Below are 15,894 nucleotides of genomic sequence, written 5' to 3' on the forward strand. Positions count from 1 at the left end.
CAAGAGGAAAGGTTTTTTAATTCATTTGAATATTAGCTGACTGCAGCTCGTTATGAAGTTTTCGATATGATAAATACATGGCGATTCTCCAAGGCACAATCATACCGAAAGCCAGAATCCAAAACATTCCGCTCAGTGCACCATAATCGATTGATGTGCTCAAGATGGATTTCATCACGATTCTGATCACCAAAAGACCGACTAATATAAAAACAAATGCTTTAGAGCGTTTCATGTAAATTTCATTATTTTTAATTTCGAACTTAGAAGTTTTGATTAGAAAAATAGAGAAAATCACACCTAAAGTGAATGCTTCCAAAAACTCTGCACCAGTTACCCAAAATACCGGAAATAAAAACATTAACGCTCCCGTACTCATAAAAATCGGCGGAAGAATGATTTTTTTTGGTGAAACAGGCTTGTCAGAGGACTTTATTCTGACCACCATCACAGCTACAGCCATTAACATAGCAATAATCGATGAAACTATAATCATCATACTTATCATTCCTTTGTTTCTCGGAGTGTTGATACTATATACTATACTCCAAAACAATAAAAAAAACCATTTTGAAAAGAAATGACTTTAATGTCCCATAACGCGGCTTACAGCTTCCAGCACTTTTGTTTCCTCAAACGGCTTAACAATAAAATCCTTTGCCCCCAGCTCAATTGCTTCCGTTACAATTCTTTGCTGGCGCATGGCGGTGCACATGATGACCTTCGCTTTAGGATCAAAGGTTAAGATATCACGAAGCGCTTTTATGCCGTTTTTCACCGGCATTGTAATATCCATTGTCACAAGGTCCGGTCGCAGTTTTTTATACAGGTCCGCTGCTTGTTCACCGTCCGCCGCTTCGCCTGCGATTATGTAATTTGCATCTTCCAAGATCTCTCTGATTTTCACTCTCATGAACTTGGCGTCGTCTACAACTAAAACTCTTGTCATATTCCCCTCCAACAATCGATTTCCACAGATAATAGTCTTATTGTACCAAAAACAAAAGGATTAGTAGTAGTACGAAAGTAATTTACCGTCAAAAACCAGTAAAGCCTCCAAAAAGATCTGACAGCAAAATAATGATCAGGCTCATCCAATTAAAGAATAACAGCACACCAATCACAATCATCAAAACGCCGCCAGCTTTCATAATGAAAAGCTGGTTCTTCCTTATCCACTTCAGCTTTGTGATAAAAAAAGACAATAAAAGAAACGGTACCGCAAAACCGAGTACATATAACATCATGTATGGCACCGCTGAACCCGGATTGGTGCCTGCAAGTGTGATAACAGCACCTAATATCGGACCGGTACATGGTGTCCATCCAGCTGCAAATGCCATTCCGATTAAGACCGACCCTAAAAACCCGCTTGGTTTATGCTTAAAATGGATTCTCCGCTCTTTCATCATTGCCTCAGGCCGAAACACACCGAGTGTAATGAAACCGAACAAAATAATAAGCAACGCGCCAATTTGCCGAATCGCATCGTGATAATCCCTAAACAGGCTGCCAATAAAAGATGTTCCATAGCCTAAAGCAATAAAAATGACTGAAAAGCCAAGCAAAAAACACAAAGTATGAAACAGGCTTCTTTTCTGCAGCAGCAGCTTTTCTGTTTTTACATCGTCCATGCTGACCCCTGTAATATATGACAAAAAAGCTGGGTAAAGCGGCAGGCAGCAAGGCGAAATAAAGGATAAAAACCCCGCACCGAATGTCAAAAAATAATTCACGTCTCCCATGTCATCATCCCTTCATGATTTGACATTCCTTCAAGTTATGACAAAATCATTTCATTTTTTTAACACTTTCACTTGAAGGATTTCTATTTTCAGAAAAAACTTATATAATTTAATTTGACATTGAGACATTATACTCCTTCTCATTTGAAAATTAGTATAAATATGGATATAATATAAACATTCACTTTGAAGATCTAATGTATGAAAGGATACATCCCTGTGATTAGAGAGCATCTATTAAAAGAAATTGAAAAAAAAAGAGCAGAGCTGCTGCAAATTGTCATGGCGAACGGAATGACATCTCATATTACGATAGAGCTCAGTCAGGAGCTTGACCATCTTCTCATACAATATCAAAAGCAGCGCCTTCGAGCAGTAGCGGGTGATGAATGATTGCAAAATAAAAAACCCGTATAAGGGTTTTTTATTTTATAACCATGTTTCTCTATATCATAATCTTTACGTATTATTTCGTTTGATTATTCATGGCTTTCATCATTTGATTGATTTTCTTCTGAGAAGGTTTCATTCCCATTTGCATCATCATCATGCGTAACATTTGTTCATTAATAGGCGGATTCTTTTTCAGGTAGCTCATCATATATTTACGAGCAATAAAAAACCCGAGTGCAACACCTATGAGCAATGCAACAACGCCCACTAGGATGCCAACCCATAAAGTCATTTTATTTCCTCCTTCATGTTGTCTAGTTTAAAGTGTACTAAACCAAAAGCTATTATACAACATTTACATCTCTTTTTCTTCGGTTTTAGACAAAATTTCTTTCTTTCACCGGATTTAGCCATCCGTAACGCTTCGAATTGAAATCCATTGCTAAAAAGCAAGGGCTTACTTTTCTTAACACTTCAAAGAATATCGTTTCTGCCTCGTAATCTCCCGAAGCCACAATTTCTATCATGTGCTCCTTCATCATAAACGTCGCGTGGCCTTTTGCTTTCGGCAAAGCTATTCTATAAATATAATCCAGCTGCCTGTAATCCGTCTTGTTTAAATTCATTTTTAACCGCTGATGCATATGTAAAATCGGGATTGGTTGTGTAATATATTGAATCTGTTTCTCTGTCATTTCATACTGCTGCTTTTCAAGGCTTGTCCAATGATAGTCTTGAAACAGCTCAAACATAACCGATTCCCGGCCGAAATAGTGATTGGCAAATTCCTCTTTGATCAGGTACGTATAGTAGTGACGTTCCATCTTTTCATCCCCTTTTCCAGCAGCATTTCATTTGCTCTCTATTATACAAAAGAAGAAAAGAAAGAATTGTCTATTACTGTTAAACAGCCAATACTATTTTTGTCGGATAAACAAGAAAAAAAGGATGATTTGACTCATCCTCTTTCAAAAGCTTACTTATTGATTAATGCCTTAACTCGATTCACTACGTTCGGAACTGAGAAGCCGTATTCGTTAATGATGGTTTCACCAGGAGCAGATGCACCGAATCGGTCTATGCCGAGAACGTCACCTTCAAGCCCCGTGTATTTGCCCCATCCAAATGATGAGCCCATTTCAATTGCAAGACGTTTTTTCACATCTGCAGGAAGGACTTCGTTTTTGTATTCATCAGATTGTTTCTCAAAACGGTCCATTGAAGGCATGCTGACAACAGAAACATCGATATTTTCTTTTGCCAATTCAGCCTGCGCTTCAATTGCAAGACCTACCTCTGATCCGGAAGCGATGAGAAGAGCGTCAGGTGTTTCGTTTTTAGATTTTGAAACGACATATGCACCTTTTTCTACTCCTGCCAATGCTTCTTCAGATGTTTGATCGATGGTAGGAAGGTTTTGACGTGTAAGCACTAGCGCTGTTGGGTGGTCAGTGCTTTGCACTGCAAGCTTCCATGCTGCTGCTGTCTCATTGCCGTCTGCTGGACGGATCAAAGAAAGGTTAGGCATCGCACGGAGTGAAGCAAGCTGTTCAACAGGCTCGTGCGTCGGACCGTCTTCACCAACCGCAATACTGTCATGTGTGAAGACATATGTCACAGGAAGGCCCATTAACGCTGCAAGGCGAATCGCAGGACGCAGGTAATCAGAGAAGACAAAGAAAGTTCCGCCGAATACACGAAGACCGCCATGAAGCGCCATACCGTTTAAGGCTGCACCCATCGCAAATTCTCGTACACCAAACCAGAAGTTTTTGCCTGAGTAATCAACCGCTGTAAAATCACCGGCATTTTTAATAGTCGTTTTGTTCGATCCCGCTAGGTCAGCAGAACCTCCGACAAAGAAAGGAATTTTTTTCGCAAGTCCGTTGAGAACTTCACCGGAAGATGCACGGGATGCCAGGCTGCTTCCTTTTTCATACACAGGAACCTCTTGATCCCAGTCCTTCGGAAGCTCTCCTTTGATTGCCAGTTCAAGCTGTTCAGCAAGTTCAGGATAAACTTCTTTATATTTAGCGAATTGAGCATTCCATTCTTGTTCTTTTTTCTCACCTGATTCTTTAACAGCTGCAGCGAAATGCTCATAGACTTCTGACGGAACGTAGAAGTCTTCTTCATATGTCCACGCGTAAGCTTCTTTTGTTAATTTGCTTTCTTCTTTACCAAGCGGTGCACCGTGAACACCGGATGTACCGGCACGGTTAGGTGAACCGAATCCGATTGTCGTTTTCACTTCAATTAATGTAGGTTTCTTTTCATTTTGGCGTGCTTTTTCGATAGCCGCTGTTAATTCTTCAATATTGTTTCCATCCTCAACATAAAGAACTTCCCAATTCATTGCTTCAAAACGCTGTTTCACGTTTTCAGAGAATGAACGGTCGAGGTCTCCATCAAGAGAGATGTCATTAGAATCGTATAGTACGATCAGACGGCCAAGCTGAAGATGGCCTGCGAGTGAAGCGGCTTCAGAAGAAATACCTTCCATTAAATCACCATCACCGCAAATACTGTATGTATAATGATCGACTACGTTAAATGAATCGCGGTTGTATGTTTCCGCTAAATGGCGTTCAGCAATTGCCATACCGACTGCCATGGCAATTCCTTGGCCAAGCGGACCTGTTGTAGCATCAACACCGGCAGTATGTCCGAATTCCGGATGTCCTGGTGTTTTGCTGCCCCACTGGCGGAATCCCTTAAGATCTTCAATACTAAGATCAAACCCGCTTAAATGAAGCATGCTGTATAATAGTGCTGACCCGTGTCCAGCAGATAAAACAAAACGGTCACGGTTAAACCAGCCAGGGTTTGCCGGACTTACGTTCATAAATTTTGTCCACAGCGTGTATGCCATTGGAGCGGCTCCCATCGGCATCCCTGGGTGACCAGAATTTGCTTTTTCAATAGCGTCTATTGACAGTGTGCGAATGGTAGCAACTGATTTTTTTTCAATTGTATCCATAAAAATCCCCTTCCTTATGTGTTGTACCCTTACATCATAAATGTCTGACGACTTTTTCTCAACTGTTTCAGCTTAAATTTGAGAGAAACTTGTTGAATTTTGTCACATAAGAGTTTTGATTATAGTATATGCAAAAGAGGAATACGATATTGCCGTATTCCTCTTATATTAGTGAAGTTTGTTATTTCTTTGTTCTCTTTTTAGCTTTTCTGGTGTAACATCATTGCCTTCTGGGTCAATGATTTTCACGCTTTTTAACGTGTTCTTCATAGAAGAACGAAAACCTTTCAAGTACTCTTGACGGAGCTTTTGCTGTTCGGCTTTTTCTTCTTCTGTAATAACGCCAGCTTTAGCTTTGGCAGCAAGCTCATTAATTCTGGCAATTTTCGCGTTTGAAATCATGTTAAACTCCTTTATTGCATTTTGTCTATATAGTACTAGATCAAAAAAAGTTTTACAACTGATTCACTCTGCTGTCTCTACATTCTCTATGTATTCCTGAAAACGCCGGTGAACGGTTGCTTTAGAGACATCATAGCCAAACCCTCTTAGGGTAGCCGCGATTTCAGCAAACGTTAGTTTATTCGCTCTTAGGCGGACGATCTCAGAGATTGGCACCTCTATTTTTTCTTTTCCACTGTTCTCATGTTGGTTTTTTAAGTTTTTTTGCGGTTTAAAACCGTTTTTTACTGCACGCTTCATTCCCCGTCTGATTTTCATGTTGTGAATCTTTCGCTGATACTCTTCCACAATGCTGACGATTTCCAAGACCATTGAGTCAGCCTCCGATAACTCCAGTTCACCTCTATGAGCCGTTGTATAGACTTTCACACCTTCTCTGTAAATACAATGAAGCAGTGCGATTTTTGCGTTTCCCCGCCCGAGCCTTGTCTCGTCTTGAACCAAAATGACATCAATTCCAGCGATCTTAATCTCATCAAGCAGCTCAAATACACCATCCCGATCCATTTCATATCCGCTGGCTTTTTCTGAAATCACTTTGACGACTTCCATGCCGTTCTCCGCAGCAATGGCCGTAAGCTCCTCTTCCTGCCGCTTTAATGACGTTTCCTGCTGTTCTTTATTTGTGCTTACACGGGCATAAATGAGTGCTTTCATTTTATCTCTCTTTCCTCTCTATCTTACAGTTGCCAATTCATATGCATCCTGATGCTTCTTTTTCAATGGGATCACTAACTCATCACCCGGCTGGATATCAGATGTTTGTAGTTGATTTTTATCAGCTACCCATTCAATAAAATCATTTTTGTTTATCTTTTTTGTATCTGCTACCTGATCAGCAATTGACCAAAGTGTGTCGCCTTGCTGGACTTCTATTTTAACATATTGATTAAGCTCCTGGCCGCTGCTTGTATATGACAGCATAAGGATAACCGCGCTCAAAATCACTGTGAACAGACCGACAAAAATAATAGATTCTTTACTCATGATCATAACCTCCAGCAGGAATGTTTGTTCGCATTTTTATAATTTCAGTATATACGAACAAACGTTTCTGTCAATTGTTTTTTCGAACCTATGTTTGTACTGTAAGGAAAATCATGCTATAATCTTCTTAAAATCGACGTTTTGAGGTGCGAAAAATGACGAAGCTATCAAAAAGGCAACTTGATATCCTCCGTTTTATTAAAGCAGAGGTTAAATCAAAAGGATATCCGCCTTCCGTGAGAGAGATCGGAGAGGCTGTCGGGCTTGCGTCCAGTTCTACTGTCCACGGCCATTTGGCCCGCTTGGAAACAAAAGGGCTGATCAGACGAGATCCGACAAAACCAAGAGCAATAGAAATTCTTGATGAAGAAGTAGACATTCCGCAAAGCCAGGTCGTTAATGTACCGGTCATCGGGAAAGTCACGGCGGGATCTCCTATTACAGCAGTAGAAAATATTGAAGAATATTTTCCGCTCCCTGACCGCATGGTTCCTCCGGACGAGCATGTATTTATGCTGGAGATTATGGGAGACAGTATGATAGATGCTGGTATTCTCGATAAGGACTATGTCATCGTTAAACAGCAAAACACAGCGAACAATGGGGAAATTGTAGTTGCGATGACAGAAGATGATGAAGCAACTGTAAAACGATTCTATAAAGAGGATACCCACATTCGCTTGCAGCCTGAGAACCCAACGATGGAACCTATCATTTTGCAGAATGTCAGCATTCTAGGGAAAGTGATTGGCGTGTTCAGAACCGTCCATTAATCTATTGATCTATCAGATGCATAAAATAACCCCCTCTTCCTTTACGGAGAGGGGGTTTGTTGTTCAAAAAAAGCAGGCTCGCCCTGACTTTTGGGTGCGAGCCTGAATAGGAGGAAAAAGAACATCATGTTTACACCATAATTATCCACCAAAAGATTGTTGAAGTCAAGAAATTTTCTTTCCTTTAGGAAACTTTTATCAAAATATGAACATTTAGAATATTAGACGCCATCTTCTTAAAAACGTTTCATTTTTTAGGTCGTGGAAGGATACGGTTTCATATTTATTAAGGGGCGAAGCAATTGAAATATACTGAAAATTCAGTACATAGATTAATTAGTTCAACACTCTGATAAAACAGCTCGCTTTCTTCATATAAAATGTAATGTGTATTTCAATTTCACCTTCACCCAATCACTTGTGCAGTTCAAAATATATGGCATCGTTGAACAAGTCGGGTAGAAACCTTCCCCAAACATAAAGTCTCCACCAACACCCTTCTTTAAATTTAACCTTATATGAAATATGGTTGTGCTATCAAAAGGCCGTTTCATCATAAAAGTGCATATGCGTTTTTTCTTGTTTGTAATATCGAAGCCTGTCTTGAAGGGTTCCGGTATGAAATTCAAATTTGTGGCCGTCAGGGTCGGTAAAATAAATTGATTTTCGATCGCGTTCATCTCGTTCTCTGCCAGGCAGAATATTGACATGAAGTCTTTTTAATTTAGCTGATACCTCCTCAAATTCATGATCTTCAATTGTAAAAGCAATATGGGTATAAGAAAGCTTAATGTCATTTCTCGGGATGTCTGGTTCTTCATTAAGCGCTAGCCAGATGCCGTTCATGTCAAAATATGCAGTTGTTCTTCCCTTTACCAAAAGCTTTGCATCAAACACTTTTTGATAAAAATCAATCGATGTATCCAAATGCGAAACTGAAAATAACAAGTGATTGATTCCTTTTATCTCCACAAATCATTCCCCCCTTGAAAGCTGATCATCCACATATACGTCTTTTTTCATAAGAAAGTTTCATACAGCTGAAAAAAATACCAGTGTAAACAAAAACGGACTGTTTAAAATAGTAACATGACCATTATGAATGGTTTTGAATTGCATTATTTATCATTTGTTTACGCCCAAGAATTTTCTTCAAAAAATAACAATTTAGGTGGTCAAATGAAACATATCATTGCGCTTGCTTCAAAGATTGCTTTCACTCTCGCCCTTTTATATGTGATTTTGGACAGAGTCTATCACGCATCCTTTTTAAGTGTGATGTTTATTGCACTTTTCTTAGGTTTTGTTTCCTATCTTTCTGGTGACATGCTCGTCTTACCCAGAACAAACAATATTACAGCTTCATTGGCTGACTTTGGCCTTTCATTCGTTATTCTTTGGGTATTTGTTTTAACCCAAACAAGAAACGATTTCTCACCATTTGGAGCAGCTCTCCTTTCCGCTGCCTGTCTTACTGTTTTTGAATACTTTTTTCATCGGTATTTACTGAAAAATGTGCTTGATGAAAATTTCCGAAATGAACTGTCAGCGAGAGATAACACGTTGCAGTATCAAACGGAAGCCGCGGACGAGCTATTTCCCGAAACGAAAGAGAAACATAAGGAATAGGAGGCTGTCTTATCGCCTCCTATTTTTCAGTAGCTATTTTTGAGAAAACGGAACATCACTTCTGTAAACTTATAAAACCTCTCATTTTGAGTAACAGCTCTGCTTTTTAAAGAAAAGATGCCGAACAAAGACTTTCTAAAGCCTGTGCTCATTTCTATCTGGATACTTAAACCTGTTTTTGATTTATTTGCAATGTTATTCGGACTAACGCCCGCATGCGGATGGTCCGTATTGAGCAATACAGCAGGAAAACCGGCATGCTGCAATTTCTCAACTAAATCTGCCGCTCTTACGCGATCTGTACCGCCGACTTCGATCTGCTGATCTTCTTCTGCGTACCCGTGTAATGAAATGACATATTCATGATTTCCCGTCATTTTAAGGGCCCGAGGTTCATCAAAGTGCGTGCTCGTAATGTGCAGGACTGAGTTTCCTGTCGATTTTAAGCCTTCAAATAAATACATCGAGTACTCTTTGCTGAGCTCTCTCGCTACTTCACTTGTCCCGCCTTCAATACCTCCTCCGTGAATAGCTAAAACAAGAACAGGGCTTCCGGTTTCTTTCGTAACAATGTCGTAATCAGAAGGATCTTCATTGTTTTTTAATTCCTCAAAATTCTGATATACATCTTCAGCATAAATTGAAGAAATCGGAGTAAATACCATAAAAATAAACAATAATTTTACAATTTTAATAGTTGATGGAAAACGTTTGGCTATGTTACAATCAACATGCTTCAAGGAATGGAGCAAACGGCGGAGCAGGGATACTTTGGCCGGTTTCATCTACTCCGCCTCTAAGTCCAAATCAACAGGATGTAGGTCTCTTTGAGGCTTTAGCACGAATTCTCTTGTCCTCCTTGTTAAATTTTTGTTAAATTCACAATATTATATACCATTAGCCCGGGCGCTGTTCTTCTCATTTTTGAATTTATGAAAAGTAAGCTGGCACCACCTCCCCCATTTCCATACAAAACAAAAATGCACCTGCCCTTTGGCCTGTGCATTTTTTATTTTCTCTTCATTCTTCGTTTTTTTGCTTGATTTAATTTCATGATGTTTTTTTCAATTTTTCTTATGTTTCGCCTTTGCGGGATTGTTTTCATTTCATAATAAACAGAAATAAACCCGCTTAATGTCACTGCTGCAATATAAAGGGCGCGCTGTTTGATCATCCGGTCAGCGTGTCCATGATCATTCGCTTCTTTTTCCAGCCTTTCGATCACAGTTTTATCAAACAGCTGATCGACATACACTTGTTTCATTCCCACTGCAAACCCCGCAGCCAGCCAAAGAATCAGAAATAAACTGATATAAAACACCATAAACCCTTCCTTTCCTGTCTTGATACGGCGCAGAATTTTTTTAAAACAGTTCATCTATTACAACTGGCAGACGAAACTTCTTCTTTGTGTTAGGTTCTTTCAATAGGCTGGTTAATATGTGTAATGCTGTAATGAACAGTTAGAAATTTTATTCCGAACAGCCACATATGATGAACAGCGGTTAATTTGTTGTCATATGCAGCTTCTATCAGAAAGGTTTCAGATAAAGGAAGCGGACAAGTTCCCGCTCTTGTTTGCAGATAAATTCCCTCATCCCCCGCTCTGCCTTTTCTCCGCCTGCTTGTTAAAACCAGCTTCTCCTGATGATGATATGGTTTTAAAATACCTGTCATGCTGCTGAATGGAAGCGGTAAAGAAATATTCATATACCCCTCTCCATTTGAACGATACACTGAATAAAGAGCGGTAAAAATGGTTTCGTTTTTTTCATTTGTTCTAATCCAGGCACGTACTCTTTCCCTTCCGTCTTTTTTAGAATGAACACCTTTTATCTTGCTGTACATCCTATACCAATCAGGGTTCGTCGAAAGATGTATTTGGCCGATTCTTCTGCTGAACCATTCGTAAACAATTGCAAGCGGCCGAAACCACGTGCTCCATGTTACTTTTGCTTTAATATTGTATTCGATGGTGTGTTCATAAAACGAAAGAATGAGCGGCGCCAGTTTTTCTGGTGAAAAATCTTTTGAACGCAGGCTGCCCATATCATCCACAAGTCCGCTGTACCGAGCGTTATTTTCAGCTTGAATGCTAGCTAAAAATTCTTCTCCAATCTTTCTTTTTCCGTAGATACGGCTGAATGTCTTTACACTGTCTGCATCAAAAGACTTCGGATCCTCTATTCTCCACCCTATGAGAGCGGGCAAGATAACACCAAACGCGTTGACAAAACCGTGAATCCAAATCATCTGATTGATGGTCAATGTAACTTCTTGCCGAAATACACCAAATGAATAAATCATCGAGAAAGCAATCGTTATCATTAAAACAGCGGAAGAAACCCAAATAAGAAATGTCCCCGTCTTGGTGCGAAAAGCTGCCGTGAACACCAAAAATGCATGAAGATAAATCGCCGCCATATAAATGCTAACCGCAATGACATCAAGTGTTTTTGAATATGTGATGCCCAGTGCGATAAGAAGGGGCGAAAGCAAAATCACCCATGTTATCCAACTATACAACATCCGATGTTTTCTAATGGTTCTGCCGAGTAATCCGTTGAAGATCGGGATCAGAAAAGCAGAATAGTGAAAGTGGACAGCAGTAAGCAAAATGATGAGAGGGCCAAATTGCATGATCTGCAAATGGGCAGCATAAGCAAAAAACCAAAATCCTCCTCCCGCCAAATAAATAAGACCGAACAAAACTGATGTCTCTTCGATTCTATGTATCTTTGTTTCCCAAAGGCGGAGGATCGCATACAATGCAATAAAAACTGTGTACATCCACCAGATTAGCGCGAAACCTCCAACCTCCGTCACTAGAGCCAGCACCGCAAAGAATGCGGCTACCGGATAGCACTGGATTAGCCCATATTCCATAAACTGAGCAGCACGAACCGGCGATTGACGAAAAACAAAAGGGAAAATTCCCGGCACGAAAAATAGAATGGATAACAAAACGAGTGCCTCTGCCACTGAAATATCCGGTGCTTCCGCTGCAAGAAATCCTATAAAACAAAGCGCACTGACTATGCCATTTCGTTTCATGATTCTCTCTCTTCCTCCTGAAACGTTCCTTTATAAAAGAAAAGAGTGCCAAGAATTGTATTTTGCACATGCACTTCAATGGTGAAACAATTCTTTTTTTCATCAAACGTTTCGCAAACTACGGATGTACCGGTCAGCCATTTCGGCAACGGGATTCTTTTTCCAAATATCAATAGCCATTGCTTTCCCGATGTGATTGTAAGAGAGCCGTCAAGAGATGCCTCGAACGTCAAAACAGACAACAGCAGATGAGGTTTGCCGAAGAAATCAAGTATTCTATTTTCTTTCTCGTCATATATCATTATCGCGTCAAAGAAACGTTTTTTGCCTTTAAAGAAAAATGTACGATTCCATTCTATCCCTGTATGTTGTGATTTCAAAAGACAAGTTCTATTTTGTATTGTAAATGGAATGTCTTTGCCTCTTTCTGAAAAGAAGCATCTGAAAAAAACACCTAGCTTTAACAGCATTCTAACCAGAAAAGAGCCTCCGCTTATTTCTGACATCGTTCCCGTCCCGCTGAATGTATGAGACCCGTCTAATTGGTACCGTTTCTGCAGCTTGGGATGCAGCAAATGATAGTTAATAATTGATTTTTCATAAATCGAACTCACAATGTCACTTCTTTCTCTTTCGTTTTGTGCGCCTGGCACTGGGGAGCTGCAGGCTAAGAGCGCCGCTTGCAGCGGAAAACACACTCAATAGAACCCACATGAATATTTCGGAACCTAGACAAGCAAACCCAGCAAAAATACAAGCCTGGACACCATGAATGATCCATTTTCTTTTTAAAGGAATCAGCCACAAAATAGCTAAGCCTATCTCCGCTGTTCCTGCCAATATGCTTGTCTCAACACCTGCAAAGCCTTGATAGAACCAAAACAGGCTGAAAAACAGACACATGAACACATAGATGATAGCGGATCGAATAAAGCGCTTCGGATGTTTATTTTGCTCTACCCAAAGCCTTAATGCATCAAAGCTCCAGGCAGTCGCCCAGCCAAGCAGCGGTCGAAATAATAAACGATCGATCCATCTTCCCGGCAGTCCGTAGGCTGTTTTGTATTGGTACTGTGTTAAAAACGTCATTTTCCCATTTTCTCTCTGTATATACTTCCAGTAGCCGCTTCCATGCCGAATCAGAGATAACGGATGATTAGAGCCAAAAGCCAGTGAAGAAGACCTTTCAGATGAACATTTGTTGAAAACACCGACGGTTTCTCCTGTACCTGACACCTTTAATCCAAAGCCTACCCTTGTTTCGTAAAGAAACTTCTGTTTTTCGCATGGTTGTCTATTCAAATACGTAATATTTGAAAACCGTAGATCCCATTCCTTATGCAGTGATGGGTTTTGTGTATATTCCCAGAGTGTATCCAGATCAGATTTCATTTCGATTTCTACATAAATCGGTTTCTGCCTCACAGCCCCTTCTCCCTTCTATTTCAAGCAATTCCTATATTAGCATATTGGTCGATTTGAAAAGTGTATATCTCTCCAAAAAAAGTATAAAAAAGAGAAGAGAGGTTTCCTTCTCTTCCTTGGGATTCATTACTGAGTTTTAACCGTGCCGTAATGAGTAATTGTGACGTTCACACTGTATGTGATGTCGGCTTTACTGAAGGTGTCATCCCAGTTATTTTTCACCCTTTTCCATAAGTGGGGATATGTAAGTCTTAAAGATTCATCAAAACCCGCAACATCTGCTTTATAATCACGCTGAATTTTTTTTAATACCTGACCAACTATTTTCTTTACTTCGTTTTCAATAGTCGTTTCGAGACGATCTATAAACTGGGTGTCCAACGCCTCTTTTGTGTTCCAGTTTTCAACCAAATCGCCTTCTGATTCAATATCGACATGGAATGAAATATTTTTCCCTTTTACGATTGGCTGAATTTTGCTTTTGATTTTATTGATATCGTACGCTATCGTTTGTTGGCTCTTTTTATCATGGCTTTTGACAACTCCGCCTTTCCCTTCTCCTCTAATCCATGTAATTCCCTCAGTTTCATATTCATTTAAAGTGCCTATCATTTTTTTCGATTTTCCGTTGATTACAGCTGCTCCGGAATACTTGACCGCTCCATTCGCCGCAACCACATTTTGCAGTAAAAAGCTGCTGCCAGAATGCAGTTTTCCAATTAGTTTCGCGAGTGTCATAGGGGGAAGAATTCTGGAAACTTTATGTTCATTTTCACCTAATCCAATCAGCCGAAATGCCGGAATTTCTCCGTTCTCTTTCAGCTGGAGAGCGTCTCTTGCTTCCCCTTTAGCAGATAAAACAAGACAGCTCAGCCTGATTTCATTATCACGAAAAAATTGATCCAGCATTTCGTCGATAGGAAATGTGTGCAGCACATCTTCACTCATGACAACAACTTTTAAATGCGGGCTAAACACTTCTCGGTCCCGTCTTAATGCAACCTCACTTCCGATCTGCTGTAATGAATCCCCTGTTTCACTTATATTAATATACGCTTTTTGCGCTCCTTGTCCGCTACCGCCTCCCCCGCTTGTGCCCGCGCCTGCCGCTTTTTCATTAACAAATTGATAGGTCAGCGTAATGTTGTCTTTTTTCGGATAGCTCCCGCCCTCTTCTTTTAACTCTTTTTCAGTGTTCGTTTCTTTTCCTTTATCAATTGCGATAGCGAATGTGAGACCCAGATCTTCTATTTCCCGACTGCTCCAGCATCCTGTTACGCAAATCATCAGCAGACATACCATGACCATAGCAGGCAATTGACGTTTTAGTTTACTTTTCACCTCTTTTCCTCCATTTCGAAATGACTAACAGCAAAATCGGCAAAGCGCCAAATATATACAAAGCGATATGACTGACCGTATCGCCCAATATAAAGACGTCATTTTCATTTTTCGGCATGCAAGAGAGGATATAAATAACAGGAAGCAGCACAAACATACATGAAAGGGGTTTCTTTTTAAAAACTTGTGAGACTCCCAGGGAAGCTGCATAAAAAGTGATAATAAACGTAGCAAAAAGCTGCATAATCCAAATCACAAGCAGGAATGATTCAAACCGTTCAAATATTAAACCAGGTATTTCAAAACTTCTCATCAGGTCAAGCCCCGGCCATGTTCTCGTCACAACTCCCTCAACTGATAGTGCACCGATTACCATAATTAGCGTAATCATATAAAAACTGGTCACAACGCCTGTCCCGATCACAACCGCTTTCACCGCATTTTTCGGCTTTTTCATAAATGCTACTAAAATGAGCATAATTTCTGAACATGTAAATGAAAGGTTCGTTGTCTTTACTCCTCTGAGAACCGGCATGATTCCATCACCTAATACAGGACGCAAATTGTTGATCTCAAATATGCCTAAACTCATGAGGGCTATCGTTAAAAAGATGATGACCGTAATCGGAAAAATCATTTCAAAAAGCCGTGCAATCGGATCTAGGCCTTGTGTAATTGAATAAAGCCCAATCCAAAGAACTGTCATAATGATGGCCCAAGACGGTGTCCCTTCGAGGAGAAAAAAATCCACGATTTCGGACATGACTCTGACTTCAAATGCACCGAGTGCCAGAAAATAAGTAATAAAAACAATACTGATCAGATGCCCGAGCCATTTTCCTACAATATGTCGGGAGTATTCATAAAAGGTCTCCTGAGGATACTGCTGGCTTAATTTAACTATAATCATCCCGGCTATTACCGCTAGAACCCCGCCTAATAAAACTGAAATCCATCCATCAGGAGATTGTGTTTGTTCTGTTACTGTCCGAGGGAGCGTAAGAACTCCGGCAGCAAGCATATAATTAATGATGATAATCGTTGCCTGAGCGGTTGTGATTTTACTGGTTGGGCTGAACATGAGACTTTATCACCATCCTGTCGA

At 40.1% G+C, this 15,894-nt stretch carries 20 protein-coding genes and 1 pseudogene; 3 read left to right on the forward strand and 18 right to left on the reverse strand.

Annotation, left to right across the window (positions count from 1 at the left end; all coding sequences use genetic code 11):
- Positions 1 to 16: 16 nt before the first annotated feature.
- The 3 genes from NYE22_RS12525 to ccdA form a co-directional block, all read right to left on the reverse strand.
- Entirely contained in the window at positions 17 to 508 is a 492-nt protein-coding gene (locus NYE22_RS12525; RefSeq protein WP_086343887.1) for a CcdC family protein, read from the reverse strand.
- Between the two features lie 78 nt (positions 509 to 586).
- Positions 587 to 949 (reverse strand): response regulator, encoded by a 363-nt coding sequence (locus NYE22_RS12530; RefSeq protein ID WP_014476939.1) that lies wholly within the window; start codon positions 947 to 949, stop codon positions 587 to 589.
- A gap of 88 nt (positions 950 to 1,037) precedes the next feature.
- Entirely contained in the window at positions 1,038 to 1,745 is a 708-nt protein-coding gene (gene ccdA, locus NYE22_RS12535) for a cytochrome c-type biogenesis protein CcdA (RefSeq protein WP_015383767.1), read from the reverse strand.
- A gap of 219 nt (positions 1,746 to 1,964) precedes the next feature.
- Between ccdA and ynzD the strand changes: the two genes are divergently transcribed.
- Complete coding sequence (gene ynzD, locus NYE22_RS12540) at positions 1,965 to 2,138, forward strand: aspartyl-phosphate phosphatase YnzD (protein ID WP_010886518.1); 174 nt, start codon at positions 1,965 to 1,967, stop codon at positions 2,136 to 2,138.
- Positions 2,139 to 2,211: 73 nt separating this feature from the next.
- On the opposite strand, the gene NYE22_RS12545 is transcribed toward ynzD, so the two are convergent.
- The 6 genes from NYE22_RS12545 to yneA all read right to left on the reverse strand — a co-directional run bounded on the left by NYE22_RS12545 (position 2,212) and on the right by yneA (position 6,573).
- A complete protein-coding gene (locus NYE22_RS12545; RefSeq protein ID WP_003221221.1) occupies positions 2,212 to 2,430 on the reverse strand; it encodes a YneF family protein in 219 nt (72 codons plus the stop codon).
- 85 nt (positions 2,431 to 2,515) lie between these two features.
- Complete coding sequence (sirA, locus tag NYE22_RS12550; RefSeq protein WP_003231591.1) at positions 2,516 to 2,962, reverse strand: sporulation inhibitor of replication protein SirA; 447 nt, start codon at positions 2,960 to 2,962, stop codon at positions 2,516 to 2,518.
- A 152-nt stretch (positions 2,963 to 3,114) separates the two neighbouring features.
- Entirely contained in the window at positions 3,115 to 5,118 is a 2,004-nt protein-coding gene (tkt, locus tag NYE22_RS12555; RefSeq protein ID WP_003231593.1) for a transketolase, read from the reverse strand.
- A gap of 168 nt (positions 5,119 to 5,286) precedes the next feature.
- Entirely contained in the window at positions 5,287 to 5,520 is a 234-nt protein-coding gene (locus NYE22_RS12560) for a DUF896 domain-containing protein (RefSeq protein WP_003231595.1), read from the reverse strand.
- Between the two features lie 63 nt (positions 5,521 to 5,583).
- Positions 5,584 to 6,237: a recombinase family protein gene (locus NYE22_RS12565; RefSeq protein WP_024573194.1), complete on the reverse strand. Its 654-nt coding sequence runs from the start codon at positions 6,235 to 6,237 to the stop codon at positions 5,584 to 5,586.
- 18 nt (positions 6,238 to 6,255) lie between these two features.
- Positions 6,256 to 6,573 (reverse strand): cell division suppressor protein YneA, encoded by a 318-nt coding sequence (yneA, locus tag NYE22_RS12570; RefSeq protein WP_003231598.1) that lies wholly within the window; start codon positions 6,571 to 6,573, stop codon positions 6,256 to 6,258.
- A gap of 149 nt (positions 6,574 to 6,722) precedes the next feature.
- Here yneA and lexA point away from each other — a divergent pair, with 149 nt between their 5' ends.
- Complete coding sequence (gene lexA, locus NYE22_RS12575; protein ID WP_003238209.1) at positions 6,723 to 7,340, forward strand: transcriptional repressor LexA; 618 nt, start codon at positions 6,723 to 6,725, stop codon at positions 7,338 to 7,340.
- Positions 7,341 to 7,626: 286 nt separating this feature from the next.
- Here lexA and NYE22_RS12580 read toward each other — a convergent pair.
- Together NYE22_RS12580 and fosM are read right to left on the reverse strand one after the other, a co-directional pair.
- Positions 7,627 to 7,969: pseudogene (locus NYE22_RS12580) on the reverse strand (hypothetical protein).
- Positions 7,878 to 8,312, reverse strand: coding sequence for a FosM family fosfomycin resistance protein (gene fosM / locus NYE22_RS12585; protein ID WP_032725818.1), 435 nt, complete (start codon positions 8,310 to 8,312; stop codon positions 7,878 to 7,880). The pseudogene NYE22_RS12580 and the gene fosM overlap by 92 nt, the downstream one beginning before the upstream one ends.
- A gap of 207 nt (positions 8,313 to 8,519) precedes the next feature.
- On the opposite strand from fosM, the gene NYE22_RS12590 reads away from it, so the two are divergent.
- Positions 8,520 to 8,969 (forward strand): YndM family protein, encoded by a 450-nt coding sequence (locus tag NYE22_RS12590; RefSeq protein WP_003245454.1) that lies wholly within the window; start codon positions 8,520 to 8,522, stop codon positions 8,967 to 8,969.
- 26 nt (positions 8,970 to 8,995) lie between these two features.
- Here the strand turns inward: NYE22_RS12590 and pghL are convergent, their stop codons facing one another.
- From pghL to NYE22_RS12625, 7 genes are all read right to left on the reverse strand, one after another.
- Complete coding sequence (gene pghL / locus NYE22_RS12595; RefSeq protein ID WP_169037548.1) at positions 8,996 to 9,754, reverse strand: gamma-polyglutamate hydrolase PghL; 759 nt, start codon at positions 9,752 to 9,754, stop codon at positions 8,996 to 8,998.
- A 224-nt stretch (positions 9,755 to 9,978) separates the two neighbouring features.
- Entirely contained in the window at positions 9,979 to 10,293 is a 315-nt protein-coding gene (locus NYE22_RS12600; protein WP_166668700.1) for a hypothetical protein, read from the reverse strand.
- 89 nt (positions 10,294 to 10,382) lie between these two features.
- Positions 10,383 to 12,023 (reverse strand): YndJ family protein, encoded by a 1,641-nt coding sequence (locus NYE22_RS12605; protein WP_038827863.1) that lies wholly within the window; start codon positions 12,021 to 12,023, stop codon positions 10,383 to 10,385.
- Positions 12,020 to 12,637 carry a DUF4166 domain-containing protein gene (locus NYE22_RS12610; protein WP_029726669.1) on the reverse strand — a complete coding sequence of 206 codons (618 nt, stop codon included), beginning with the start codon at positions 12,635 to 12,637 and terminating at the stop codon, positions 12,020 to 12,022. Before NYE22_RS12610 ends, NYE22_RS12605 begins: the two co-directional genes overlap by 4 nt.
- A gap of 4 nt (positions 12,638 to 12,641) precedes the next feature.
- On the reverse strand, positions 12,642 to 13,448 hold the full coding sequence (locus NYE22_RS12615; RefSeq protein WP_038827866.1) for a hypothetical protein: 807 nt from the start codon (positions 13,446 to 13,448) through the stop codon (positions 12,642 to 12,644).
- Positions 13,449 to 13,574: 126 nt separating this feature from the next.
- Positions 13,575 to 14,789 carry a Ger(x)C family spore germination protein gene (locus tag NYE22_RS12620; RefSeq protein ID WP_038827867.1) on the reverse strand — a complete coding sequence of 405 codons (1,215 nt, stop codon included), beginning with the start codon at positions 14,787 to 14,789 and terminating at the stop codon, positions 13,575 to 13,577.
- The gene (locus tag NYE22_RS12625) at positions 14,779 to 15,870 is read right to left on the reverse strand and encodes a spore germination protein (protein WP_021479211.1); all 1,092 of its coding nucleotides are present in this window, start codon (positions 15,868 to 15,870) and stop codon (positions 14,779 to 14,781) included. Before NYE22_RS12625 ends, NYE22_RS12620 begins: the two co-directional genes overlap by 11 nt.
- Positions 15,871 to 15,894 lie beyond the last annotated feature (24 nt).

Source organism: Bacillus sp. FSL K6-1560 (assembly GCF_038592935.1).
GTDB lineage: Bacteria > Bacillota > Bacilli > Bacillales > Bacillaceae > Bacillus > Bacillus subtilis.